We start from the raw sequence: 23,114 nt of genomic DNA, 5'->3' as shown, positions 1-23,114 counted from the left end.
AGAGCCATCGATAATGCATGTGTAAGCTTGATGCTAAGGAATAGAGATGGCAGGAATAAAAGAACTATCAGCTGCTCTGCAATCCTTAAAGAAGCAAATTCCTTTTGCTACCGCACAGGCCTTAACCAGTGTAGCCAAGCAAATCGCAGCAGCTGAAAAAACGGCGTTCCAGCGGAAACTGGAGAACCCGACACCCTTTACGGTTAACTCCGTTGGTTCTGTTGGTGCGCGACGGGACAACCTAACAGCGAAAGTTTATGTTCGTGACATTGCCGCCGGTTATCTGGAACCGTTTGAGTTCGGCGGTGTGCATAAGCTCAATGGGAATGCATTACTGAATCCAAAAAATATTAAGTTGAATAAATACGGCAACATTCCACGCAACAAAATTGCTCAGATAAAAGCCACAGGCAAAGCATTCTTCGGCAAGGTTGATGGCAGGTCAGGTCTGTGGCAGCGGCATAAATACAAGAAGGTCAAAAGGCGCGCAAAGAGATCTGCAAATGGAACTCGGCGGGAGAGGGTGAAGCAACCCCCATTGGTTCTGCGTATGCAGTTCGGCGATGCCCTCCCTGTTAAACCCACTCTTGGGTATATGGATAGGGCAATAAAAATGTCCACTATTCTAATGCCTGCGGCACTAAATAAAGCATTAGCCGAGGCTTTGAAAACAGCCAAATAATCAATTGAGATACACATCTGAACCTCGCAAATAGCGAGGTTTTTTATTGTCTGAATAAATATAGGCAGTGAATGAAAGACTTAACCTTAATTAGATTACATGAGCTTCTTCATTATGACCCTCGCACCGGCCGATTTACCTGGCGCGTCTACCGCAGTCAGCGTGCAGTTGCCGGGTCATTTGCCGGAAGAGTGAACGGCGCTACTGGCTACATAGAAATACAGGTTGATGGTCGCCGATATCTTGGGCATCGCCTTGCATGGTTCTATATGAATGGTGAACACGCCTTGAATCAAATAGACCACAGGAATGAGGTGAAGACTGATAACCGCATTGCCAATCTTCGCCTCGCAACGCGTGGCCAAAACAAAAGAAACGTAGGTATTACGAAAGCTAACCGCTCTGGTGTGAAGGGAGTCTACAAGCGCGGCAATAAATGGTTGGCGCAGTCCCAAATGGACGGAAAGAAATACCGGCTGGGAAACTTCGATACCCTCGAAGATGCTGCTAAGGCATACGCCTCCTTTTGTAAAAAGGCATACGGGGATTTTTATCACCATGGTTCGGAACACCAAGATGATAATAAATCTCAATAAAAAATGGGTCCTTCCCAAAGGTATTTATCTCACGGGTCATTGCGCGCCGCACAGTTTCACCAGCTATAAATTCTTCATTTTGTGTCCCATGTCCCACGTGCATATTTATGCACTTACTATTGCCAGCCCTTACGCCCCGCGGCTTTGTTGATTTTTTATGTGGGACATTGGCGTGGGACATTTTGGTGGGGCACAAAAAAATGTCCCATCTGAATGTCCCATTGTCCCATCGAGGAAAATGTCCCATGTCAACGATGACCCAAATTGAATATGCGAAGCACGCTGGCGTCGATCGCAAGACGATTGGCCGCTGGGTTAAAGCGGGAAAATATATCGTACTCGAGGGAAATCTCATTGATGTTGAAGCCAGTGATAAAGCGCTGGCGACTCTGCGCGATGGCAAAGATCCGCGTATTCAGAACGCGGCCAAAAAGAAAATACTCAAAGCAGAAACCGGATCACCTGACGAGACAACCACCGCCCAGGCGGTAAAAGAAATCATGCTGGCGACCGGCGCAGAAATGTCGCGGGAAGAAGCCAGCAGGGTGAAAGAAAACTATCTTGCACTACTGACAAAGCTCGAATTCGAGAAAGAGGATGGTCAACTGGTCGAGCTCTCTGTTGCTGAAGCTGTGCTCTTTGCTGCCTTTCGCCAACAGCGCGACGCCTGGATGAACTGGCCGTCAAGGGTGGCTCCCCTGATGGCGGCTGACCTGGACGTCCCAGCCGACAGAATGACCGAGGTGTTAATCGAACATGTCCATAAACACATCTCCGGACTCGGCGAGCCTGAATTTAACACAGACGAAACGTGACAGACTGTTAAGCAGCATCAGGAAGGGGTGGACGCCGCCGCCGCGCATCAGCGTTCCAGACTGGGCAGACCAGTTCCGCAAGTTAGCTAAAGAAGCGGGCAGCACCTCGGGCAACTGGGAGACTGAAACGGTTGAAATCGCCCGCGGCCCGATGCTCGCCGCCACCGAATCAGGCGTTCATATCATTACAGTGATGTGCTGCACGCAGTTAATGAAGACGGCGCTGCTTGAGAACCTGTTCGGCTACTTTGCGCATCTCGATCCCTGCCCGATGTTGCTCCTCCAGCCAAAAGAAGATGCGGCTGAACAGTTTTCCAAAGAGCGCATCACGCCGCTGGTGCGTGTTACCCCGGTGCTGCGCGACCTTATTGGCGGCAACAAGCAGAAGAATTCAAAAGAAACGCTGCTGTATAAATCGTTTACCGGCGGCTTTCTGGCGCTGGCTGGCGCGGGGAGTCCTGACAACCTTGCGCGCCGTCCGATCCGCGTGCTGCTGGCCGATGAGGTGGATAAATATCCCATCACCCGAGAAGGCGATCCGATCACTCTCGCCGAGGAGCGTACAGCAACCTTCGGGCTGAACTGGCTTTCTGTCCGTGCCTGTTCGCCAACTGTTGAAGACGAAAGCCGGATTGCAGCGAGCTATGAAGATTCCGATCAGCGCCGCGCGTCGGTGGCATGCCCGCACTGTGGCCACCGACAGTTTCCAGATTTTTTTAAGCACATTCACTGGCCGTCAGACGGCGATAAACACCATACCAAACAGGCCATGATCCACTGTGAAAGCTGCGGCACGGGATGGTCTGAGGGTGACAGGCTGCGGTCGCTGAGAACAATTCAGTGGCATCAGACAAAACCTTTTGAGTGCTGCGGCACCCGACACGTTCCGCTTAATCTCTACGAACAGGCATGGCACGCCGACGATGTTACCGCAGTCAGTAAGGTCTGGCAGTGGTCGGCATCCGAGCGGCACGCCGTTCACCGGATCGTTTGCCCGGACTGCGGAAAGTTAGGGGTCGATAATATCCACGCCGGTTTTCAGGCGTCGAAGTTATTCAGCCCGTGGCAAAAAGATAAGCCTGCGGATATCGCGGAAAAATATCTGAAAGCCAAAGGCGACCCCGATAAAGAGCTGGCCTGGTGGAATACCCAGATGGGCCTGCCTCACCGGCCTAATTATGGTAAGCGCCTTCCCGTTGATGTGCTGCTTGCGCGGCGCGAAGTATTCAACGCTGAGGTGCCGGACGGTGTAGCCGTTCTGACGGCGGGCATCGATACCCAAAATGACAGGCTCGAGGTCGAGGTGGTGGGGTGGGGTAAAGACGAGGAAAGCTGGTCTGTCGCGTTCGATGTGATTGAGGGCGACCTTGAAACGGCAGAACCCTGGCTGCGGCTTGACGCCTATCTCAAACAGGTATGGCGCCGCGCCGACGGTCGGGGTTTTACCATCATGGCCGCCTGCCATGACTCAGGCGGTAACCATACGCAAAAAGTGTATGAGTTTTCACAGGAAAGACTGGGTCGCAGAATTTGGGCGATCAAAGGTGAATCGGCCACGGGGGGTAAACGGTCACCCATCTGGCCGAATAAGCGTCCGACGTCGAAAACCCGCGCAAAATTCCGTCCGATCATTCTTGGCGTCAACTCTGCAAAAGATTCCATTCGCTCCCGATTACATATAGAGCAGCCCGGTCCCGGTTACATGCACTTTTCAACCGATCGGGATATGGGATATTTCACACAGCTCACAGCGGAACGCTTAGTCATGAAAGAATCCGCCGGCCAGCGCTACAGCGTGTGGGAGTTGCCACCGGGCAAAGCTAACGAAGCGTTAGACTGTCGTGTTTACGCTTACGCCGCGTTATGCGGTCTATTCCACTCAGGTCTTAAATTGAACGCCAAAGCGATAGCTCTGGAAAATAACCCTGACACGTTATTGCCTCCGGCCCCGGAGCCTGAAGAAAAACAGGATCTCCGGTTACCCGGCGTCATTATTACCGAACCTGAAAAACCTCAGCGCAAACCTCTGCATAAACGCCTGGCTAATTAAAAAGGAATCCTATGTTCGATCCCAACTCCAGTTTATTGGCTGGTGCGCTGACGCGTGACCAATTGACGGCGGCGTTAACGACAGCGCAGCAGGCCTATCTTGATCTATCGTCCGGCGCCAAAGGTGTTTCTTTCTCATATGCACAGGGTGACGGCACCCGGGCGGTGAGCTATCAGCAAACTGATATCGCTCAGCTCACCGCATTTATTCAACTTCTTCAAGCCCAGTTGGGCATCGTTAGGCGTCCGCGCAGGACGTTAAGGTTTCGGTATTGATGAAAAGCGGAGAGGTCAGAATTCTCGGGCCAAACGGCAGGCCATTACCCCCATCGAATCGAAAGGCATCCATGCTAAATGGCTCAGGCCGCGTGCCTTATGACGCAGCTGACTCCTTCAGTGATGCGATGGCTAACTGGCAGCCCGCGCTTTGGTCACCAGATAACGAAGTTAACATCTACCGTGACCGCATCGTTTCACGCGTTCGTGACATGGCACGTAATGACGGGTGGGCATCAGGCAGCGTTACACGCATTCTCGATAATGCCGTTGGTGCAAATTTTCGCCCGATCGCAAAAGCGGATTATCGTGCTCTTTCAATGCAAACCGGCCTGAAAGCCTTTGACGCAAAATGGGCTGACGAATATGGGCGGGCTGTAGAAGCAGCCTGGCGTACCTGGGCAAACGACCCAGGCCGCTATTGCGACGTTGAGCGAAAAAAAACGGTGTCCCAAATGCTGCGTTTGGCTTTCCGCCACAAGTTGGTAGACGGCGACGCACTGGCGGTTCTGCAATACCGAACTGACAGGCTGGGGCATGGCCGCGCGCTGTATGCGACGACCATACAAATTATTGACCCGGATCGGCTGAGTAACCCACAACAGGTTTTTGACATGCTCAACATCCGCGGTGGGGTGGAAATTGATGATGATGGCGTGCCGGTGGCGTATCACATCCGCAAAGCCCACATGGGCGACTGGTGGAGCGCTGAAAAAACCATGACCTGGGAGCGTGTCCGGCGTGAAACCGCGTGGGGGCGTCCGATTGTTGTTCATGACTTTGACGGCGATCGTGCTGCACAGCATCGTGGCAGCAGCATTTTCACCCCGATTGTTCAGCGTCTGAAAATGCTGATCAAATACGACGAGGTAGAGCTTGAAGCCTCCATCCTTAACGCCGTGTTCGGGGCGTACGTTACGTCTCCTTATGATCCGCGCCTGTTCGAAGACGGACTTCGTGATGATGTGCTTGATTATCAGGATATGCGTACTGATTTTCATAACGATAATCGGCTGTCGCTGCAAAGTGGCGCGCGCATTCCCATTCTTGCGCCGGGTGAAAATATTACCTCAGTTAACGCAACGAGACCGGTCAGCAATTTCGTCGCTTTCGAAAGTGCCGCACTTCGCAACTGCGCCGCCGCATTGGGAATATCAACCCAGCAGCTGACGCAGGACTGGTCTGATGTGAATTACAGCTCAGCCCGCTCCGCGATGCTGGAAGCGTGGAAAACCCTGACACGTCGCCGCGATGATTTTGCCAGCGGCTTTGCCCAGCCTATCTTCAGCAGCTTTATTGAAGAACTCCACGATCTCGGTGAGGTTCCTCTCCCTGCTGGCGCGCCGGAATTTCTGGCAGCCAAAGCAGCCTATTGCCGTGCGCAGTGGATGGGGCCCGGTCGCGGCTGGGTTGACCCCGTTGCTGAGAAAAAAGGGGCGATCCTCGGCATGGATTCCGGCATGTCAACGCTGGAAATGGAAGTCTCAGAAAACGTCGGCGAAGACTGGGAAGAACTCCTCGATCAGCGCGCCCGCGAGATCGAAGCCTTCCAGGAACGCGGATTGCCGGTTCCGACATGGGCGCAGGCGGACACCTTTGCACCTCAAACAATTAAAGATCCGGAGGCACAGTGAATTTACCGCACTTAGCGCAGCGCCTGTTTAACACGCCGCTGGCGCTGCATCCCCGAAAGGCCGAAGTGGTCATGGCGGCGCTGACTGACCGTTTTGGCTTGACGCGCATTCAGTCCATGTCTGATTGGGATGACGAAGATGATTCATTCTCCCGACAGGCCCGTGATACGGGCTATGACGTGGTGGAAGGTATCGCCATTATCCCGATTCAGGGGACGCTTGTGCAGAAACTCGGCACCTTGCGGCCTTACAGCGGGATGACCGGCTATGACGGCATCCGTGCCTGTTTCCTGCGCGCACTAAATGACAGTGAAGTGAAAGCCATCTGTCTGGACATTGATTCGCCCGGCGGCGAAGTCGCGGGGTGTTTTGACCTTGTCGATGAGATTTATGCCGCACGCGGCAGTAAACCGGTCTGGGCCATTTTATCCGAAAGCGCCTATTCTGCGGCTTACGCGCTGGCGAGTGCGGCGGACAAGATAATCGTGCCGCGTACCGGCGGCGTCGGTTCTGTCGGCGTCATTGTGATGCACGTTGACTGGTCGCAGAAAATCAAAAATGACGGGCTGCAGGTCACCATCATTACCTACGGCGATCGCAAGGCAGAGTCCAATCCGTATGAACCTTTAAGCGAAACGGCGCGCAAAGCCATTCAGTCAGATATTGACGAAATGGGGCGCTTGTTCGTGAGTACCGTCTCCCGCAATCGCGGGATAACAGAGAAAACCGTCCGGGATACCGAAGCCGCCTGTTTCCTTGGCGCCGACGGTGTGCAACTGGGGCTGGCTGATCGCGTGGCCTCGCCTGATGCGGCATTCCGCGATTTATTACAATTAGTTGGAGAATAACGATGTCAAAGAAAATTCGAGGTTTTGCGCACCTGTTTGGTTTTTCTGCGAATGCTTCTGAAGATGATGAAGACGAAAAAGAGAAGTCCAAAAAGGCCAAAGGTCGTCGTGCGGAAGATGACGATAAAGACGATCAGGATGATCAAGGTAAGTCCAAAAAATCTCAGCGTGCAGAAGATGATGGTGATGATCCTGACGACGAAGATGGTAATGACAAGGAAAAGTCTAAAAAAGCCAAATCCCGCCGTGCGGAGGATGATGACGACGATGCGGACGCCGATGAGGATGAGGGCGACGAAAACGACGGTGACGATGATGAAGATGATCGTGATGTCAAAAAAGGCCGCCGCGCTGAGCGTGACCGCATCTCCCGCATTCTCGGCAGCAAATATGCTGCGGGTAAAGGTCCGCTGGCGGTTTCGCTGGCTATCACTACCGGCATGAGTTCGGCTGCCGCCATCCGCGTGCTGGCAAGCTCCGGGCCGATGCAGCCGCAGCAGTCTCGCCGCATGTCACTGGACGAACGCATGTCGAAGGTCGAAAACCATCAGTTGGGAAATGACGTGCAACCTGCTGCGTCCGGCTCTGCTGGCGCACTGGTTACTGCTATGACCAGTTTGTACAACTCAACCAAAGGTAAAAAATAATGGATCAGTTCGGTGATAATGCATTCGCGCCGGGAATGACATCTTCCATGTTTATTCCCGATCAGTTGGTGTCTGGCCCCCTCCAGTTAGTCACGGATTCGGTAACTATTGCGGTAGATGGCCCGCTGGTTCGCGGTACTGTTTTAGGCATGGTAACTGCCACTTCCCAATATGTTTTAAGCGTTAAAACAGCCACTGATGGGAGTGAAATCCCTATGGCTATTCTGGTTGATGATGTGGATACCACGACATCAGCCCAGCAGGGCGGCGTATATCTGATGGGGGAATTTAACCAAAACAAACTCATTATCGACGCATCCTGGACGCTGGCCGGCTTGAAAATAGCGTTACGGCCCTTTGGTATCTTCCTTCGCGACAGCGTGCAAGCCCCTATTTCCTGATTTAAACCTCCGACTGATCCCTATGCCACCCACCTGGTAGGGAGCTGTGTATTTTGAATTTATGCCGGTTTAACCGGCATACACCAAGAGAGCCCATATGAATATTTTTGATACCAACGTACTGGTTCAGGTAGTACCAAACCTGATGACCAGCCAGAACTGGTTGCTCGACCGCTTCTTCCCTAACGTGGTGACTTACGAATCGGAAGAAGTCTCGATTGACGTCGATATTGGTAAGCGCCGTATGGCACCGTTTGTGTCGCCATTGGTAGAAGGAAAGCTGGTTGAGCAGCGTAAATACCAGACCAACACTTTCAAGCCGGCCTACATCAAAGACAAGCGTGCCCCAGATCTGCGTAAGCCGATTCGCCGCCAGATTGGCGAGCGTATTGGTGGCGAATACACTGCTGGTGAGCGTGAAATGCTGAACCTTCAGTTTGAAATGGCTGACCAGATTGACATGATCAACCGTCGTCTGGAATGGATGGCGGCCAGTGCATTAGCGACCGGCACAGTCACCGTGGCAGGTGAAGGGTATGAAACCAAAGTTGTGGATTTTGGTCGCTCTCCTGACCTGACTATTGTGCTCAGCGGTTCGGATAAATGGCCGACCAGCGTTACAGCAGGCGCGACAAATACCCAGCCATCGGATGATATTGAGACATGGCAGACGACGTTTTTAAAAGAGTCCGGCGCAGTACCGACCGACCTTGTCTTCACCAACAGTTCATGGCGCGCATTCCGTCTGGATACCACCATCAAGGACAACGCCATTACCTTCCCGGCGCTCAGCCCGTTTGGTAACCAGATTAACGCGGGTGCGCAGATCGCCAAAGGCGCTGTGTACAAAGGCCGCTGGGGCAACTTCGATCTGTGGCTGTATAACGACTGGTTCATTGACCCGCTGGATAATGTTGAAAAACCAATGATTGCCGACGGTGCCGTGATCATGAGTGGGGCCGATCTGATGGGCACGCGTGCATTCGGGGTCATTCTCGACCCTGCCTTCAACTATGGCCCGCTGGCCTTCGCGCCAAAATCAGAAGTGAAATTTGACCCGGCTCAGCGAATTATTTTGATGCAGTCCGCGCCTCTGGTGATCCCAAGTCGTGTAAATGCATCACTTTGTGCAACGGTGGTGTAAATCATGGCTAAAGAAAAAGTAACTGAGACTACTGTCAGCGTGGTGGTATTGAAAGGGAAGTTTTTACGTCATGACGGCGGGGAGTACCGGCAGAATGCCCGTCTGGACTTACCTGAAAATGATGCGAACCGCCTCATTGCCCTTGGGTTTGTTAAAGCCTACACGGTGTTGTTGCAGGAGTCTCAACAGGTGAGTGATCCCGCCGTTTCGGTGGAGAACCCAGAAGCGCAGCCTGCCTCTGAACAGGTAATCCCGGCATCTGAGAGCGGAGCAGCCTGATGGGTATCAACTGGGATCAGCATCTGCTCAGGCCGTTACAGGGGGTATTTGGTGACCCGGTTGATTTCCGGCCCGCGGGTGGTGTGGCATATACCATCAGCGGGATTTTCGACCGCGCCTATACGCAGGAGGTTGAACCTCTGGATGACGGTAGCACGATAAACACGACGTCCCCCGTCCTGGGTGTGCTGGACAGTGAGTTCAGCGTTCCACCGAAGAGGGGGACCGGGTGTTTATCGGCACGGTCGGCGGTGAGACGGTGAACACGTTGTTCACCATCGCCGATATCCAGCCGGACAGTCACGGCGGTTCAAAGCTTATTCTTAACAGGGTGAAGGTATGAATGCAGCAGCTTTGCGGGGGCTCGTCATCAGCGCGCTCACGGGAAAGACGGACGCCCTTGATCGCGTTTATTCCCCGCGCGACTGGCCCACGGCTGAGGATATGTATCCCGCTATTCTGGTGCAGACCCCTTTTGATCTGAAAAACTCCCTCGGGCGCAACGTGCCGCAGTTTACGACAGTGACCACCGTTCTAATTACCGGCCGCTTACAGGAGCTTGATGAGGTAGATCAGGACAACGGGGCGGTAAAAGCGCAGGAGGCACTGGAGCAGCTGCGCGAACAAATTGAGCGAGCCGTGATTAACAGCTATGAGCTCACCCGCCAGACTCAGCAGTTTTTACAGGTGCGCTCCACCATCGATGTCAACGCCGGTGGTGAAGGGCATACGGCCCAGTTGCTGATGGAACTGGATATCGAATATTACCAGGGCCCGGAAGATTTTTACCCTATCGAAGCGGACCCACTTGAAGGGATTGACGTCACCATTGTAGAGCCTGACGGCACACCGCAAGTCGGCGTCACCATCGACCTGCCTCAATAACATTCTGGAGTTACCCATGTTTGTAAAACCGACCGCCGGGCGCACTGTGCGCGATCCGGTTAAAAGCACCCTATTGCCTGAAGAAGGGACAGAAGTGCCGGAAAGTACGTTTTGGAACCGCCGGTTGCGCGACGGTGACGTCGTAAAAACTGATGCGGCGCAGCAGACGAAGGCCGCTTCGAAAGTGACGGATACCACCACAGACAGCGATAAAACTACCGCTACGACTGATACGGGGAGTGCCCGCTAATGGATTTTCAAAATATCCCTTCCAATCTTCGCACGTCGCTTTTCTTTGCCGAGTTTGATAATTCTCAGGCGAACACGGCGACAGCAACACAGCGCACGTTGATTATCGGCCAGGCGCTCACAAGCGCAGGCGTGCAGCTCAATGTTCCTGTTATTGAATCCTCCGCGTCCAATACGGCTGGAATTTACGGTGCTGGCTCAATGCTCCACAACCAGATGGTCGGGTATCTGGCGAACGACGTCTCGGGGGAGATTTATTTACTTCCGCTGGCGGACGGTGTTGCCCAGACGGCCGCAACCGGCACCGTGACTTTAACGGCCGCGCCAACCGAAACCGGTGTGATTTCGCTCTACATTGCGGGTCAGCGAGTACAGGCTACGGTGTTGAGTACTGATTCAGTGACGTCTATGGCGGCGGCATTAACAGCGGCGATTCTGGCAAAAACCGCGCTGCCGGTGACGGCCGCGTCTGCGCTGGGAGTTGTTACGCTGACGGCCAAAAATAAAGGTGCTCACGGCAACGGGATTGATCTGCGCCTGAATTATCAGGGCAGCGCAGGGGGCGAAAGTACGCCTGCCGGGCTGGGTATCACGCTCACCGCCATGACCGGCGGCGCTGGCGCACCGGATATGACCAATGCACTGGCCAATCTGGGCGACCGCACCTTTGATTTTATTGTGACGCCTTATACAGACACAACCTCACTCAATGCGCTTAAAGGGCTGCTTTCCGACAGCACCGGCCGCTGGAGCTACGCGCAGCAACTGTATGGCCATGTCTTCGGGGCTGCATCAGGCACTTATGGGCAACTGACCACTATCGGTGAAGCGCGTAACGATCAGCACGCCACGTTGCTGGGCGTCTATGACTCACCGACCCCGGCCTATGTCTGGGCAGCGGCGGCAACGGGTGCGGTGGCGGGCAGCTTGCGTAACGACCCGGGCCGACCTTTGCAAACGCTGACCATCAGCGGTGTTCTGGCACCGCCGTTAGCATCACGCTTTGAACTGACGGAACGTAACAACCTGCTTTACAGCGGGGTTTCGACATTCACCGTTGCTGATGACAATACGGTGCAGGTTGAAAATCTGATCACCACGTATCAGACCAATAAATACGGGGATGCAGACGACAGCTATCTGCAGGTTGAAACGCTGTTCCTGCTGATGTTTGTGACCCGTTTTATCAGAACGCAGGTGACGTCTAAATTTGCCCGCATGAAGCTGGCCGCCGACGGTACCCGATTTGCGCCTGGCTCAGCCATCGTGACGCCGAATATTATCCGCGCGGAGCTGATCGCCCAGTACACCCAGCTGGAATACAACGGGTATGTGCAAGATTCCAAAGCTTTCGCCGCCGGTTTAGTGGTGACGAAAAGCACCTCTAACCCGAACCGGGTTGATGTGCTGTGGGATGGCGTTCTGATCAACCAACTGCGCGTGTTCGCTCTCCTCAACCAGTTCCGCCTGCAAGCCGCGGCGTAAGGAATCATCATGGCAGATACATCTAACCGTCTCGCGGGGACAGCTTTTGTTACGACAAATGGCGTCTCGATCATGGTCGCCGGCCAGTTCAAATACAGTCCGTCCAAGCTCAAGCGTGAAACGCTGACCGGCATGGACAATGTGCACGGCTATAAAGAGAAGCCGTCTGCGCCGTTCATCTCCTGTCAGGTGCGCGACAGCGGTGGCACCACCGTTGCTGACTTCACGGACATGACCAATGTGACGGTGGTGGCTGAGCTGGCCAACGGTAAAACCATCATCGGCACCGGTATGTGGACGGTGGAATCGCAGGAAGTGGACAGCGAAGATGCGGTCTTCGACGTGCGCTGGGAAGGTTTTGACGTGGTGGAGAGCTGATCGTGGAAGAACAGGATAAAACCATCCTTATCCCACTGGACAAACCGCTGGCTGATGCCAGCGGTAAACTGGTTTGGGAAAATATTGAGCTGCATGAACCTGCTGTCATCGAGGTAAATCAGTTTCTTGATAAACAGAAAGCCAGTGGTGCCCTTGCCGGAATGGGGCACCTTATTTGCCTTCTGTCCGGCGTTACCCCGCAGGTGATTAAGCGGTTGCCTTTTACGACATATAAGCGGTGTGAGTCTTTCCTGCTCACTTTCTTGAATTACAAACCTGAAAACCCCAATGCAGAGAGTCAGCCGCAAAGCAGCACGATCATTATGTTGGCGAACCCGCTTCAAGACAGTGCGGGAAAACGCAGCTGGAGCAGCATTGACCTGTCTGAACCCAATCTGGAACAGGTAGACCAGTTTTATAAAACACAGACAGTAAAGGGGGGCCTGACTTCAATGTCAGCACTGATCGCCGAACTCTCGGATATTCCGCCGGAAGTGATCAATCGCCTGCCTTATACCGATTACAAAAGCTGCGAGGCCTATCTGCTGGGTTTTTTAAACTACTCCCCGACACCGGACACTGGCGGGATGTGATTGCTGACGTGTCCTATTACTACGGATGGGGGCCCACTGACGGCTGGTGCCTGACGTGGACCCGTTTACTGTGGTGGAAGTCGCAGGCGCTGCGAATTAATCTTGCGAAGGAAAATAAGAATGGCTAAGGCGTTTGATTTCCAGCTGACGGCAGACGATCGGGTTTCTGAGTCAATTCAGAGCATCGATGATGCGGTAAAAAAGCTTATTCCTCAGCTTAACAATGCGCGGACGGGTTTACAGCTCGGCGGCCGACAGTCTACTGAAGGTGTCGATGAAATCAGCGGTCGACTTGGTAATCTGGCAAAAAACGCCAGGGACGGCGTGCAGTTTATCGGTGATTTGGTACCTCCGCTCAAAATGGTTGGCGGACTGACGCTGGGGTTGAGCGGTCTGGCCGGTGTTTTTAACGCGGTAAAGTCTGGCATTCAGGGTTATGCAAATGCCGGTTATAAAGTGGATACAACGGCAAAAAACATCAGCACAACCACCCGCGCTTATCAGGAGCTAACCGGGGCCATGATCGAAAACGGGTCTGCGCGGGATGCGGCAGAAGGGTCTGTCTCCGGTCTTTATCAGCGTGCAAACGACGCCGTGAATCAACGTGATGACGGCTTTGCGGCTCTTATGGCGCAGCTCGGTATTAAGATCAGCAAAACCAAGGAAGGTGTTGCAGACGTTGTAAAACTGATGGATGACCTGAATAAGGCCATGCTGAAAGAATCTCCCGCAAAACAGTCTGTCATTGCTCAGGTGGGCGGTTTTTCTCCGGAGCTTTTAAGCTTTTTACGCCAAAGCACGGATCAGGTGCAGCGTCTGAAAGACCAGGCGCAGCGAGATGGACTGATTTTTTCTGATAAAGATGTGCAAAACGCCCTGGCATTTCGTACCCAGCTAAATCATATATCTGCCTCTTGGGACGGATTACTGATGAAGGCACAGGTTAACCTGGGTAAGGATCCTACCATTCAGGGAGGCCTTGACAGCATTTCTCAGATAATGGAACACGGATTTGATACTGCAACAGTGGGATCGTTGATGGATTTTAATTCCGGAGGGAAGCAAGCCGACCGTATCAGGGAGGCGCTAAAGGATGAAAAATTTAAGAAAACGTTATCATGGGATGAAAAGTTAGACCTGAACATGGGATATGCGTCCGGGGACTTGATTAAGAAACTGAACAGTTTTTATGGCCCGACGGATAAAGCCAAACTGTTGCAACAGGATATTAACGGTCTGTACGTACAACCTCCTTCTTCTGTGTCCCCTGCGTATTATAACCAGCCGGGTAACGGTAATGCCCGTGGGATCCGTAACAATAATCCGGGGAATTTACGGGTTGCCCCGAATGCCGTGGGTAGCGATGGATCATTTGCTGTATTTGATAAAGCTGAAGACGGGTTGGCCGCCATGAGCCGTCAGCTTCAGCTTTATGGAGATCGCGGAAATAATACGCCCTACGGTATTGTTCATACGTACGCGCCAAACAGCGAGAATAATACTCAGGCATACATCAACGCGATTACGAAAGACACAGGGTTTGGCGAGCATGAACAGCTTGATCTGAATGACCCTGCCGTGCTCAAACGTATGATGACCGCCATGATCCGCCATGAAAACGGCAGTCAACCCTACAGTGAAAAAGATATCGACAGCGGGATTAACGCATCAATGACTGACTCCCGGTGGCAGGGGCTGCGTGATCCGTCCCGACTGGCATACCAGCGAGATCAGTACTCTGACTGGTTGATGAACGGCCCCTCATCGACTGAGTCCCCGTCAGTAAATCAGCCAGAAAAAAGCGTGGAACCCAATATCAACACGGCCGGACCAGCTTCTTCAGCAGGGGGCGGTATCGACACGCATAAACTGACTGCCGCAATTTCTACCGCCCTGAAAGACAACAAAAGTGAGATAGAGGTAACGTTTATCAGCGGGCGCACCGGGGAGAGAAAAACAGTTACTGGAACGGGCGGAAAAGTCACTACAGCGATGCCGCTCCCATAAAATTCATCAATCTGACCCGCTTCGGCGGGTTTTTCATTTCTGGGGGATCGGATGCCACTGATTCAAGATGCACTGTCTTCTCTGTTAGGTTTTTCCGGCGACACATGGCAATGGCGGGATCACATTCACCCCGCCTCATTTCGCGGCGTTCCTTTCGCTGTTGTTGACGGTGACGGCAGTTTCGGTCGCCGGCAGGCCGTTCATGAATACCCTTATCGCGATTCGGTCTGGGTTGAAGATTTGGGGCGTTCTACCCGCCGTCTGACGCTGTCCGGTTTTATCATTCAAAGCAGCCTCGTCTACAGCGCACCGGACGTCATGACGCAGCGCGATAACCTGATCGCCGCCTGCGAAAGCCTGGGCTCCGGTACGCTTATCCACCCCACGCTGGGCGAACTGACGGTCAGTATCCCAGAAGGCGGCCTCCGGCTGCGCGAAAGCAAAGACTCAGAGCGCGTGTTTGAATTTACCCTGACCGTTATTGAGTCGGGGCTGCGTGTTTTCGCTGTGACTGGCGCTGTGCCCGCCGCCTCTACCGTTCAAACATCCTGGCTGGCGCTGGCGGCGAAATCGGCGGCCACGTTTATTGCCGAGGTGAACTCTGATATTCGGACGGTAACGCAGGTGATCAAAATGCTCAAAAGCACCGTGTCATTCTGGACTGGCATGGTTACCCGCGTTGCTAATGAAGCCACCAACCTCAGCAACACCCTGAAATCTACGTTCGGCAGCACCCGATATGGCCGTTATAACACCGGCTCTGTCGGCGGCACCTCGTCGGGCGCAACCACGACAACGTCATCCGAAGCAGATACCGATAATTATGAACTTCTGGTAACGCAAAAGATGGCCTCTTCGGTAGAGGACAGGGCGAAGGCGGAAGCCACAACGGTCAGCCTGCTGGCATCAACCAGCGTCGCGGCTTATGCCAGCGGCGCACAGGACGTGATTAACGCGTTGCTGGACAGCGAGGTGAGAGGTCTGGATCTGATACGCATGCTGGAAACACTTTCGGGTTTTTCAGACACCACCTATCGCCCTGACATCAGTGACAGCAGCATCACACTGTCAGCTCAGATTTACCTGATCACGCTGTGCGCGGGGGCAATGGCCTATACCGCTTCCCTTTATGAGCCTGCGAGCTATGACGAGGCCACGGCGTTGCTTCAGCGCACCATATCTGTGATCGATAAAGTTTCTCTGGCTGCAGCAGATGCGGGCTATGACGCCGTGTTCAGCGAATTGTCGGTGCTTAAAACCAATGTAAACACCACGCTGAAAGAAAAAGGCGCGCTTCTGGCCAATGTCTCCACCCTGACGTTGGCACAGTCATTACCCGCGTTAAATTTGGCAAACAAGCTGTATCAGGATGCTGACCGCACCGAAGGCCTGGTAAAAATGGCCGATCCGGTCCATCCGGCCTTTATGCCACTGACCTTCAGGGCGCTGACCTCATGAATGATGAAATGACGTTAACCATCGGCGGGAAAATTCTTTCCGGCTGGGATGAAGTGCGGATCACCCGCAGTATTGAACGGATGCCCAGCGATTTTGACCTGTCGTTAATGGATGAATTCCCCGGCAGTGATGAAAAGCAGCTGGTGAAAGAAGGTGATGCCTGCGTGGTTAAACTGGGCGCTGATACGGTCATCACGGGGTATATCGACCGCTGGGCACCGATGATTTCTGCCACTCGGCATGAGGTCAGGGCAACCGGGCGCAGTAAATGCCAGGACCTTGTGGACTGTTCGGCCAAATGGAACAACAACGTGATCACCGGCGCGACGGCGCTGCAAATCGCCCAGCGTCTGGCTGCACCTTATGGCATCACGGTGTCGAGTGACGTGACCGACATGGAAAACGTGCCGCAGTTCACGCTTAACTGGGGGGAAAGTTCACAGGAAATTATTGACCGCATCACCCGCTGGGCCGCGCTACTGTATTACGATCTGCCAGACGGCAGTCTCTACCTGACCCGCGTTGGCACTAAAAAAGCAGCCAGCGGCGTATCTCAGGGCGTGAATATTGAAGCCGCAGCGTATGAGGCCTCAATAGATGAACGGTTCTCTGAATACACCGGTGTCTCAATGTCAGTCAATCCTCTGGTTGATGACAGCGGATACGGCGCGGTGACCAAGGCCACGGCAAAAGATCCTGATGTGGCCAAAATGCGGTACCGGAACCGTATCATCATCGTTGAAAGCACGATGAACACTCCAAAACTGGCGCAACAGGCGATTGACTGGGAAATGAACCGCCGTTACGGCCGCTCAAAATCACTTCAGGTCACCGTCGATAACTGGCGCGACAGCGCCGGTAAATTGTGGGAGCCGAACACGCTGATCCCGGTCAATATCCCCAAAATGGGGATCAACGACGTGCTGTGGTTGTTAGCAGAGGTAACTTTTCTCAAAGACGACCGCGGTACCGCTGCGCAAATGGTGCTGATGCCGCCGGCTGCATTCTCTGTTCAGCCTTACCGTTTCTACAGCCTCATACCGGAGTTGAACAGATGACAGCCATCAGCACGCTCTACCGCAGGGCCATGATGATGTTGGGGGTAGGGCGCGCAACCCTGACCAACGACGCGGGGGGGATCCAACAAATTCAGTATGAGACCCCCCTCGAAGTCAAAAGTAATACCCCGCGCATGATGGAATTTGGTTTCTCTTCCTCATTACCGGCTGATTCAGATGTCCTGATTGCCTATCTGGGAGGTGACCGGTCAAACGCTGTGGTGATTGCATCCGGGCATAAGGCCAGCCGAAAAGCTGGTTTGGAACAGGGCGAGTCCATTCTCTACAACATGTGGGGCATGCATGTAAAGCTGACTGAAACGGGGATAGAAATCGATGCTAAAGGCCAGGAGGTGAACGTCATCAATGCGACTAAGGTGACCATCGTTGCATCAGAAGAGGTGTTTGCCGATACGCCGGTACTCAAGTGTTCAGGCGATATTATCGATAACGCGGGGAGTAATACTACAACGTTGAAAAATTTGCGCGATGTCTACAATGGCCACGATCACGTTGTGAAAAACGTGCAGAGCGGCAGCTCCTCACCGACCAGTGAAAAACCGGGGGAAAAGGTTCAATGACAGACATCACAACGCTCTGGAATGCAGAACAATCCCTCGGTGACTGGGTTGAATCAGCGGGGGATTTGCTGGCTGGTGACGATCTGGAAACGGCCATTTTAATCAGCCTGTTCACTGACCGGCTGGCGCGGGATGACGATGAATATGACGGCGACGACCGAAAGGGGTGGTGGGGGGATATTGAACAAGACTATCCCATTGGTTCCAGGCTCTGGTTGCTTCGGCGGCAAAAGCTCACGGTGGCCACAGCGAATAAAGCGGAGAGCTATGCCTCAGAGGCGTTGAAATGGCTGATCGACGACGGTGTTGTTGCCAGCATTACACCCGTAACACAGATTGTTTACCCGAACCGCCTAAATCTCATTATTACTTACGAAAAACCGGGACAAAGCGCTGAATCAAAACGCTACTTCTGGGTCTGGGAGTCTTAACGATGCCATACAACAGGCCGACGCTGAGTGAATTGCGTGCGCGCAACATAGCTGCCATTGAATCCGAGTTAAAAGGGGTAGGCACCCCGTTACGTTTTTCAAACCTGAATATTCTGGGTTCTGCCGATGCTGGGCTGGCTTATCTTCATTTTGGGTATCTCGACTGGATTGCAAAACAGTCGGTACCCTGGTCTGCCACTGATGAAAATCTGGCGGGATGGGCTTCAATAAAAAGCGTGACGCGAAAAGCCGCTAATGCCGGAACAAACAACGCCACCGTTTTTACTGGTAATTCAGGAGGCACCATTCCGGCGGGTACGGTGCTAAATCGTGGGGATGGCTATCAGTACACAACAGACGCGAAAATTGATATCGGGGGATCGGGTACGGCAACGGGGGCCATCACTGCTGTATTGCCCGATCCCAATGATGACCCCACCGGCGGCGGTGATGCCGGAAATACCCCGGCGGGCACCCAGCTGACACTTGATGTCAGTATTTCCGGCGTTGATTCAACGGTGACGATCAACACCGCCATTACTGATGGCGCTGACATTGAAACGGAAGATGCTTTCCGCTCCCGGATGCTTTTAGCCTATCAAAATACGCCACAGGGCGGGAATGATGAGGATTATGAATCCTGGGCGCTGGCCGTCTCCGGCGTCACGCGGGCGTGGACAGTCCGCCGCCTGATGGGGGCGGGAACGGTCGGCGTATACATCATGATCGATGGCAGTGATACGTCAAACCACGGTTTTCCGGTCGGCACTGATGGGATTTCGCAACTCGAAAACTGGTCAGCAGTGAAGGCAACTGGCGATCAGGGCAGGGTGGCTGATGCCATTTACCCACAGCAGCCTGTCACTTCACTGGTATACGTTTGCTCTCCGATACAACACGTTATTAACTTTACCATCAGCGGAATTTCAACCGCAGACAGTACGACTACCACCGCGGTCGCGGCGGCGATTGACGGTGTTTTATTTGAATCCGGAAACCCGCAGGGCACTACGATATTACTGTCAGATCTTCTGATCGCGATCAGTAATGTCAGCGGTACCAGTGGCTTTATCCTGACGTCACCCGCGGCGAATATCACGACCGCGACGGGTGAACTTCCGGTAAGGGGTACGGTGACTTACACATGAGCCGGTTCAGCACAGAAGATTACACGGCTGCGTTGCAGAACCTGATGCCAACGGGTTTAGTGTGGCCCCGCAAAACTGACAGCGTGCAGTCAGCGGTATTTCGGGCGCTGGCGCAGTCCTATCAGCAATCAGACGATGCGGCAGAGGGGTTGCTGGTGGGCGCATTCCCGGCCACGGCAACAATTATGCTTGCAGACTGGGAAAAGACGCTCGGACTTCCTGACGACTGTGCCATCGGCGAGAACGACAGTATTGCGTTGAGGCAAAAAGCCGTTGTCGCGAGACTGTTCAGCACGGGAGGGCAGTCCGCCTCCTATTTTATCGGTGTTGCAAAAGCGCTCGGGTATGACGTGACAGTCACCGTGTACCGGCAGGCACGGGCAGGCTTCTCGGTATGCGGAGATGCGTTAAACGGGGAAAGCTGGCCTTTCACCTGGCTGGTCACCGCGCCGGAGACGACCATTACCTACGCGCAGGCGGGGATATCATATTGCGGAGACCCGCTACGCTCATGGGGGAATAAACGCCTCGAGTGCAGACTGACGGCGCTGGCGCCCTCTCACACCATTATTAAGTTTGGCTATTATTCTTAATTAATTCTTCAATCGATTTTAAGCGCCTTCACTGGCGAGGACTTTTCTATGCAAAAAATTGGGAATATAACGACAACGGCGGATGCTAATGGCGAATGGACAAACGGGAATGTGGCCGCCGGTACGCCACCAACAATATTAGACGCCGCCTGGCTGAATACGGTACAACGCGAATTAGCCAGTGTTGTCACCGGTGGCGGCCTGGTATTAGATCCCACCAATGACGCACAGGTTCTGGCCGCGCTGAAATTACTGATCAAAGGCGGCGTGACGGGCGTTGTGGGTGAGGCTCGCAACGCTAAGATGTCCGTAACCACGGCATCAGCGACCGCCACTTTCACCGCAGATGAACTGATCGTCGGGACTGCCCTGGGCGGCCTGCAATATCGCATCGGTAGTTTCAGCAAGACCATCAATCTGGCGACCAACGGCGCGGGCGGGATGGACACGGGTTCAGCTCCAGCGTCTGGCTATGTTGCACTTTACGCGATTTATAACCCGACAACTGGCACAAGTGCGCTGCTTGCTGTCAACGCCACGGCGGCAGTAGCGCCAACTGTTTACGGCGGCGCAAATATGCCTGCTGGGTACACTGCATCGGCTCTAATTAGTGTATTTGGGACAAATGCCAGCGGGCTAATTAAGCCGTTTATCCAGGCGGGGAGGCATATTGATATCCCTGCTACTGGTGTATTTAGCTCAACGACTAAGACTACAGTCAATCTTCCCACTTCGTTAGCTACTGCCGTTCCTCGGAATGCCATTAGTTTTGATATGGTTGGAAATTTAGGAAGTGACACTCAAACCGGGATCACAGCAAATTTATACGCTGATAACGTGGTAGGTACAGGTCAGCATCAATGGGGATCAAGTTTAGCCTGGGGGGTAGTAACAACATTTTATGCTGTCTCAATTTCAGTGGCACAAACGATTTACTACAACTTTAGTAGCTCCAGCGGCACCTTGTCGATATCTATCAGTGTTAGCGGATACAGTTTTTAACACGCAATGTGAGGCTTGATTATGATTTATGTAGAATTCTCTGACTCTGGTGAGACTGCCATCACCGCAATTTTTGCTGGCCCTCAAGCCCCTGAATATTACCCTTATCAAGGTACGGTAGATGATTCAGACCCAAGGTATGCAGTTTTCTGGAATGCTTTACCTGAGAACGTTAAGTCGTGGTGGCCTACACCAACGACAGCCTGATAATTTTCTTTCCTTCCTGGTGCGCCGCAAGTACACAAAAAAGCCCGCGAGGAGCGGGCTAGCTACATGAGACTTGACCGGCAATGGGCAACACGTCAAGATCATAACTGGTTATATTTGTTTACTCATGACCATCTCATCATCCAAAGTTATTGCGGGTGCTGAGAAAAGCAATTTATATGGTATTCTTAGCGAGGTATGCCATTTTTATAAACTAAAAATGTAATGTCTTTATATTTTAAAATATTGTCTGGCGTACCATTTTGTTTTTGCATGCCAGAAATACATAGTTCAACCACGGGGCAAGTCTCTTGATCCTGAGTTATCGCAATAAATGTTTGTTTCTGCGTAGGATTATACCAGTGCTCGAAAACCTGTGAGCGGTGGATTTGCCAATTTATCTCGCCATTTGAGTGATTTACGACAACAGGAATGATAGTGGCATCCCCATTAGACATCCATGTAACACTACTAGACCTTGTACCCCAATAGGCCCCATACCCGAAGTTTAGGTCGTGTTCTTTCATGAATTTAATTTGATCTAACACCTCTTCATCATAATTATTTCCATAATTAACCATGTGTGAGTGAATCGATGAAGAAAAACAAAGTAACAGGAAAGGGATTACGAAAACTCTGGTTAATTTGTTTATATTTACGCAAAGAATAATTGGAACTAAATAAATTAAATTAGCAAGAAATCTAGCTGATATTTCATCTTTCTCTGGGAGTCCAATAATAAAGGATGATGAAACACCTAATAAAGAGAAAAGCAATACAGTGTTTATGCTATTTAGCTTATTGCTGTAACAAACAGATGCAATCGTCACAAGTACCATAATTAATGAAGAAGCAACATAAGCCCATTCGTTTTTAATGAAAAATATATTACTCATCCACCCAGAATCAACCATAAAAAATTTAAGATTGCTAAAGGCTATATCAACATCGGCAATCTGAAATTTAGTTACTGGAACCTTCAAGTAATGCTGAATTATATGGCTAAAGAATATTATCAGAGTAATTGTGTAAGCAAGAACAAAACTCCAAGAGGTGTTTTTTTTCGTAACTTTGTCATAAATAGCTAAAATTAATAATGGTATAGTATAAGCGACTACGAACCATGGGTCAGAAATAGATGATGCCAGCGAGATGAGGCAAATTCCGATGCATGCAGCGAGACTCTTATCCCAACACACGTAAATAAGGATACATAAAAGACCATACAAATTTACAGAGTTGTGTGAGAATAGATGAAAAGCAAACCCGATATTATAGGAATAATAAGATATTGTGGTAAAAAATATTACCAAAAGAAAAGCTAATGGGTTTCGTGTCTTTTTATAAACGATAAGAGATGCAAGAAATGCGCAGATTGTTATCTGAAATGCGGCCATTATCTTTAGCATTAAAATAGTTGGCGTACCAAAAATTAAAAATACTAAAAAGTGGATTGGATAAATTGATATGTACCAATTATCAACGGTTGGGCTCCACTCCTGCATTATTTTTAAGCCACGTGTTTTTATTTCACTCCAAACAATCGATGAGTTCAAAAAATCAGGGTCGGCTGAAAAATATCGCGATGATAGATAGAAACTAATTGCTGCGCCGATAGCTAAACAAGCCGAGGCAAAAATATACGCTAAGTGATTTCTTTTAATCATG

The 23,114-nt window shown here is 52.1% G+C and carries 25 protein-coding genes and 1 pseudogene; 25 read left to right on the top strand and 1 reads right to left on the bottom strand.

Translation table 11 applies throughout. The annotated features are described in order from the left end of the window. Positions 1 to 46: 46 nt before the first annotated feature. From BV494_RS07915 to BV494_RS26340, 25 genes and pseudogenes are all read left to right on the top strand, one after another. Positions 47 to 682 carry a hypothetical protein gene (locus BV494_RS07915; protein ID WP_104922372.1) on the top strand — a complete coding sequence of 212 codons (636 nt, stop codon included), beginning with the start codon at positions 47 to 49 and terminating at the stop codon, positions 680 to 682. Between the two features lie 71 nt (positions 683 to 753). After that, positions 754 to 1,278 carry an HNH endonuclease gene (locus BV494_RS07910; protein WP_104922371.1) on the top strand — a complete coding sequence of 175 codons (525 nt, stop codon included), beginning with the start codon at positions 754 to 756 and terminating at the stop codon, positions 1,276 to 1,278. Positions 1,279 to 1,523: 245 nt separating this feature from the next. Next, a complete protein-coding gene (locus BV494_RS07905; RefSeq protein ID WP_104922370.1) occupies positions 1,524 to 2,093 on the top strand; it encodes a hypothetical protein in 570 nt (189 codons plus the stop codon). Beyond that, positions 2,035 to 4,143, top strand: coding sequence for a phage terminase large subunit family protein (locus BV494_RS07900; RefSeq protein WP_104922369.1), 2,109 nt, complete (start codon positions 2,035 to 2,037; stop codon positions 4,141 to 4,143). The genes BV494_RS07905 and BV494_RS07900 overlap by 59 nt, the downstream gene beginning before the upstream one ends. 11 nt (positions 4,144 to 4,154) lie before the next feature. Continuing rightward, the gene (gpW, locus tag BV494_RS07895) at positions 4,155 to 4,418 is read left to right on the top strand and encodes a gpW family head-tail joining protein (RefSeq protein ID WP_104922368.1); all 264 of its coding nucleotides are present in this window, start codon (positions 4,155 to 4,157) and stop codon (positions 4,416 to 4,418) included. After that, a complete protein-coding gene (locus BV494_RS07890) occupies positions 4,418 to 6,052 on the top strand; it encodes a phage portal protein (protein WP_439958376.1) in 1,635 nt (544 codons plus the stop codon). Before gpW ends, BV494_RS07890 begins: the two co-directional genes overlap by 1 nt. Then, the gene (locus tag BV494_RS07885) at positions 6,049 to 6,900 is read left to right on the top strand and encodes a S49 family peptidase (RefSeq protein WP_104922366.1); all 852 of its coding nucleotides are present in this window, start codon (positions 6,049 to 6,051) and stop codon (positions 6,898 to 6,900) included. Before BV494_RS07890 ends, BV494_RS07885 begins: the two co-directional genes overlap by 4 nt. Positions 6,901 to 6,902: 2 nt before the next feature. After that, positions 6,903 to 7,547, top strand: coding sequence for a DNA primase (locus tag BV494_RS25800; RefSeq protein WP_192938102.1), 645 nt, complete (start codon positions 6,903 to 6,905; stop codon positions 7,545 to 7,547). Beyond that, the gene (locus tag BV494_RS07870) at positions 7,547 to 7,948 is read left to right on the top strand and encodes a head decoration protein (RefSeq protein WP_104922364.1); all 402 of its coding nucleotides are present in this window, start codon (positions 7,547 to 7,549) and stop codon (positions 7,946 to 7,948) included. Before BV494_RS25800 ends, BV494_RS07870 begins: the two co-directional genes overlap by 1 nt. A gap of 97 nt (positions 7,949 to 8,045) precedes the next feature. Next, positions 8,046 to 9,092, top strand: coding sequence for a major capsid protein (locus tag BV494_RS07865; protein WP_104922363.1), 1,047 nt, complete (start codon positions 8,046 to 8,048; stop codon positions 9,090 to 9,092). Positions 9,093 to 9,095: 3 nt separating this feature from the next. Continuing rightward, complete coding sequence (locus BV494_RS07860) at positions 9,096 to 9,371, top strand: hypothetical protein (protein ID WP_104922362.1); 276 nt, start codon at positions 9,096 to 9,098, stop codon at positions 9,369 to 9,371. Beyond that, a pseudogene (locus BV494_RS07855) lies at positions 9,371 to 9,714 on the top strand (head-tail joining protein). The gene BV494_RS07860 and the pseudogene BV494_RS07855 overlap by 1 nt, the downstream one beginning before the upstream one ends. After that, on the top strand, positions 9,711 to 10,256 hold the full coding sequence (locus BV494_RS07850) for an ATP-binding protein (protein WP_104922361.1): 546 nt from the start codon (positions 9,711 to 9,713) through the stop codon (positions 10,254 to 10,256). The pseudogene BV494_RS07855 and the gene BV494_RS07850 overlap by 4 nt, the downstream one beginning before the upstream one ends. A 16-nt stretch (positions 10,257 to 10,272) precedes the next feature. Continuing rightward, positions 10,273 to 10,506, top strand: coding sequence for a DUF2635 domain-containing protein (locus BV494_RS07845; RefSeq protein ID WP_104922360.1), 234 nt, complete (start codon positions 10,273 to 10,275; stop codon positions 10,504 to 10,506). Next, complete coding sequence (locus BV494_RS07840) at positions 10,506 to 11,990, top strand: phage tail sheath subtilisin-like domain-containing protein (RefSeq protein WP_104922359.1); 1,485 nt, start codon at positions 10,506 to 10,508, stop codon at positions 11,988 to 11,990. The genes BV494_RS07845 and BV494_RS07840 overlap by 1 nt, the downstream gene beginning before the upstream one ends. Before the next feature lie 9 nt (positions 11,991 to 11,999). Beyond that, positions 12,000 to 12,368, top strand: coding sequence for a phage tail tube protein (locus tag BV494_RS07835; protein WP_104922358.1), 369 nt, complete (start codon positions 12,000 to 12,002; stop codon positions 12,366 to 12,368). Positions 12,369 to 12,370: 2 nt separating this feature from the next. Continuing rightward, complete coding sequence (locus tag BV494_RS26060) at positions 12,371 to 12,961, top strand: phage tail assembly protein (protein WP_226790049.1); 591 nt, start codon at positions 12,371 to 12,373, stop codon at positions 12,959 to 12,961. A 324-nt stretch (positions 12,962 to 13,285) separates the two neighbouring features. Continuing rightward, on the top strand, positions 13,286 to 14,968 hold the full coding sequence (locus tag BV494_RS07825) for a hypothetical protein (RefSeq protein ID WP_192938101.1): 1,683 nt from the start codon (positions 13,286 to 13,288) through the stop codon (positions 14,966 to 14,968). A gap of 51 nt (positions 14,969 to 15,019) precedes the next feature. After that, positions 15,020 to 16,426: a DNA circularization protein gene (locus BV494_RS07820; protein WP_104922356.1), complete on the top strand. Its 1,407-nt coding sequence runs from the start codon at positions 15,020 to 15,022 to the stop codon at positions 16,424 to 16,426. Further along, on the top strand, positions 16,423 to 17,484 hold the full coding sequence (locus tag BV494_RS07815) for a phage baseplate assembly protein (protein WP_104922355.1): 1,062 nt from the start codon (positions 16,423 to 16,425) through the stop codon (positions 17,482 to 17,484). Before BV494_RS07820 ends, BV494_RS07815 begins: the two co-directional genes overlap by 4 nt. Beyond that, the gene (locus tag BV494_RS07810; RefSeq protein ID WP_104922354.1) at positions 17,481 to 18,065 is read left to right on the top strand and encodes a phage baseplate assembly protein domain-containing protein; all 585 of its coding nucleotides are present in this window, start codon (positions 17,481 to 17,483) and stop codon (positions 18,063 to 18,065) included. The genes BV494_RS07815 and BV494_RS07810 overlap by 4 nt, the downstream gene beginning before the upstream one ends. Beyond that, entirely contained in the window at positions 18,062 to 18,496 is a 435-nt protein-coding gene (locus tag BV494_RS07805) for a phage GP46 family protein (RefSeq protein ID WP_104922353.1), read from the top strand. Before BV494_RS07810 ends, BV494_RS07805 begins: the two co-directional genes overlap by 4 nt. A 2-nt stretch (positions 18,497 to 18,498) precedes the next feature. Next, positions 18,499 to 19,644, top strand: a complete 1,146-nt coding sequence (locus BV494_RS07800) for a baseplate J/gp47 family protein (RefSeq protein WP_104922352.1) — start codon at positions 18,499 to 18,501, stop codon at positions 19,642 to 19,644. Continuing rightward, a complete protein-coding gene (locus BV494_RS07795; RefSeq protein ID WP_104922351.1) occupies positions 19,641 to 20,237 on the top strand; it encodes a YmfQ family protein in 597 nt (198 codons plus the stop codon). The genes BV494_RS07800 and BV494_RS07795 overlap by 4 nt, the downstream gene beginning before the upstream one ends. A 48-nt stretch (positions 20,238 to 20,285) precedes the next feature. Continuing rightward, complete coding sequence (locus BV494_RS26340; protein WP_369694484.1) at positions 20,286 to 21,239, top strand: hypothetical protein; 954 nt, start codon at positions 20,286 to 20,288, stop codon at positions 21,237 to 21,239. 395 nt (positions 21,240 to 21,634) lie between these two features. Here BV494_RS26340 and BV494_RS07780 read toward each other — a convergent pair whose 3' ends face one another. Next, a complete protein-coding gene (locus BV494_RS07780) occupies positions 21,635 to 23,113 on the bottom strand; it encodes a hypothetical protein (protein ID WP_104922349.1) in 1,479 nt (492 codons plus the stop codon). Position 23,114: the final 1 nt, after the last annotated feature.

It is taken from the genome of Rahnella sikkimica (assembly GCF_002951615.1).
In the GTDB taxonomy this organism is placed as follows: Bacteria; Pseudomonadota; Gammaproteobacteria; order Enterobacterales; family Enterobacteriaceae; genus Rahnella; species Rahnella sikkimica.
This window is presented reverse-complemented; position numbering and strand designations above follow the sequence as displayed.

What these genes read in the sequence shown, in the direction of transcription:
- BV494_RS07820 (WP_104922356.1), top strand. Translation starts at nt 15,020, where the DNA reads ATGCCACTGATTCAAGATGCACTGTCTTCTCTGTTAGGTTTTTCCGGC.
- BV494_RS25800 (WP_192938102.1), top strand. Translation starts at nt 6,903, where the DNA reads ATGTCAAAGAAAATTCGAGGTTTTGCGCACCTGTTTGGTTTTTCTGCG.
- BV494_RS07860 (WP_104922362.1), top strand. Translation starts at nt 9,096, where the DNA reads ATGGCTAAAGAAAAAGTAACTGAGACTACTGTCAGCGTGGTGGTATTG.
- BV494_RS07890 (WP_439958376.1), top strand. Translation starts at nt 4,418, where the DNA reads ATGAAAAGCGGAGAGGTCAGAATTCTCGGGCCAAACGGCAGGCCATTA.
- BV494_RS07900 (WP_104922369.1), top strand. Translation starts at nt 2,035, where the DNA reads ATGTCCATAAACACATCTCCGGACTCGGCGAGCCTGAATTTAACACAG.
- BV494_RS07840 (WP_104922359.1), top strand. Translation starts at nt 10,506, where the DNA reads ATGGATTTTCAAAATATCCCTTCCAATCTTCGCACGTCGCTTTTCTTT.
- BV494_RS07800 (WP_104922352.1), top strand. Translation starts at nt 18,499, where the DNA reads ATGCCATACAACAGGCCGACGCTGAGTGAATTGCGTGCGCGCAACATA.
- BV494_RS07910 (WP_104922371.1), top strand. Translation starts at nt 754, where the DNA reads ATGAAAGACTTAACCTTAATTAGATTACATGAGCTTCTTCATTATGAC.
- BV494_RS07780 (WP_104922349.1), bottom strand. Translation starts at nt 23,113, where the DNA reads ATGATTAAAAGAAATCACTTAGCGTATATTTTTGCCTCGGCTTGTTTA.
- BV494_RS07795 (WP_104922351.1), top strand. Translation starts at nt 19,641, where the DNA reads ATGAGCCGGTTCAGCACAGAAGATTACACGGCTGCGTTGCAGAACCTG.
- BV494_RS07815 (WP_104922355.1), top strand. Translation starts at nt 16,423, where the DNA reads ATGAATGATGAAATGACGTTAACCATCGGCGGGAAAATTCTTTCCGGC.
- BV494_RS07865 (WP_104922363.1), top strand. Translation starts at nt 8,046, where the DNA reads ATGAATATTTTTGATACCAACGTACTGGTTCAGGTAGTACCAAACCTG.
- gpW (WP_104922368.1), top strand. Translation starts at nt 4,155, where the DNA reads ATGTTCGATCCCAACTCCAGTTTATTGGCTGGTGCGCTGACGCGTGAC.
- BV494_RS07915 (WP_104922372.1), top strand. Translation starts at nt 47, where the DNA reads ATGGCAGGAATAAAAGAACTATCAGCTGCTCTGCAATCCTTAAAGAAG.
- BV494_RS07805 (WP_104922353.1), top strand. Translation starts at nt 18,062, where the DNA reads ATGACAGACATCACAACGCTCTGGAATGCAGAACAATCCCTCGGTGAC.
- BV494_RS26340 (WP_369694484.1), top strand. Translation starts at nt 20,286, where the DNA reads ATGCAAAAAATTGGGAATATAACGACAACGGCGGATGCTAATGGCGAA.
- BV494_RS07845 (WP_104922360.1), top strand. Translation starts at nt 10,273, where the DNA reads ATGTTTGTAAAACCGACCGCCGGGCGCACTGTGCGCGATCCGGTTAAA.
- BV494_RS07905 (WP_104922370.1), top strand. Translation starts at nt 1,524, where the DNA reads ATGTCAACGATGACCCAAATTGAATATGCGAAGCACGCTGGCGTCGAT.
- BV494_RS07835 (WP_104922358.1), top strand. Translation starts at nt 12,000, where the DNA reads ATGGCAGATACATCTAACCGTCTCGCGGGGACAGCTTTTGTTACGACA.
- BV494_RS07870 (WP_104922364.1), top strand. Translation starts at nt 7,547, where the DNA reads ATGGATCAGTTCGGTGATAATGCATTCGCGCCGGGAATGACATCTTCC.
- BV494_RS07850 (WP_104922361.1), top strand. Translation starts at nt 9,711, where the DNA reads ATGAATGCAGCAGCTTTGCGGGGGCTCGTCATCAGCGCGCTCACGGGA.
- BV494_RS07810 (WP_104922354.1), top strand. Translation starts at nt 17,481, where the DNA reads ATGACAGCCATCAGCACGCTCTACCGCAGGGCCATGATGATGTTGGGG.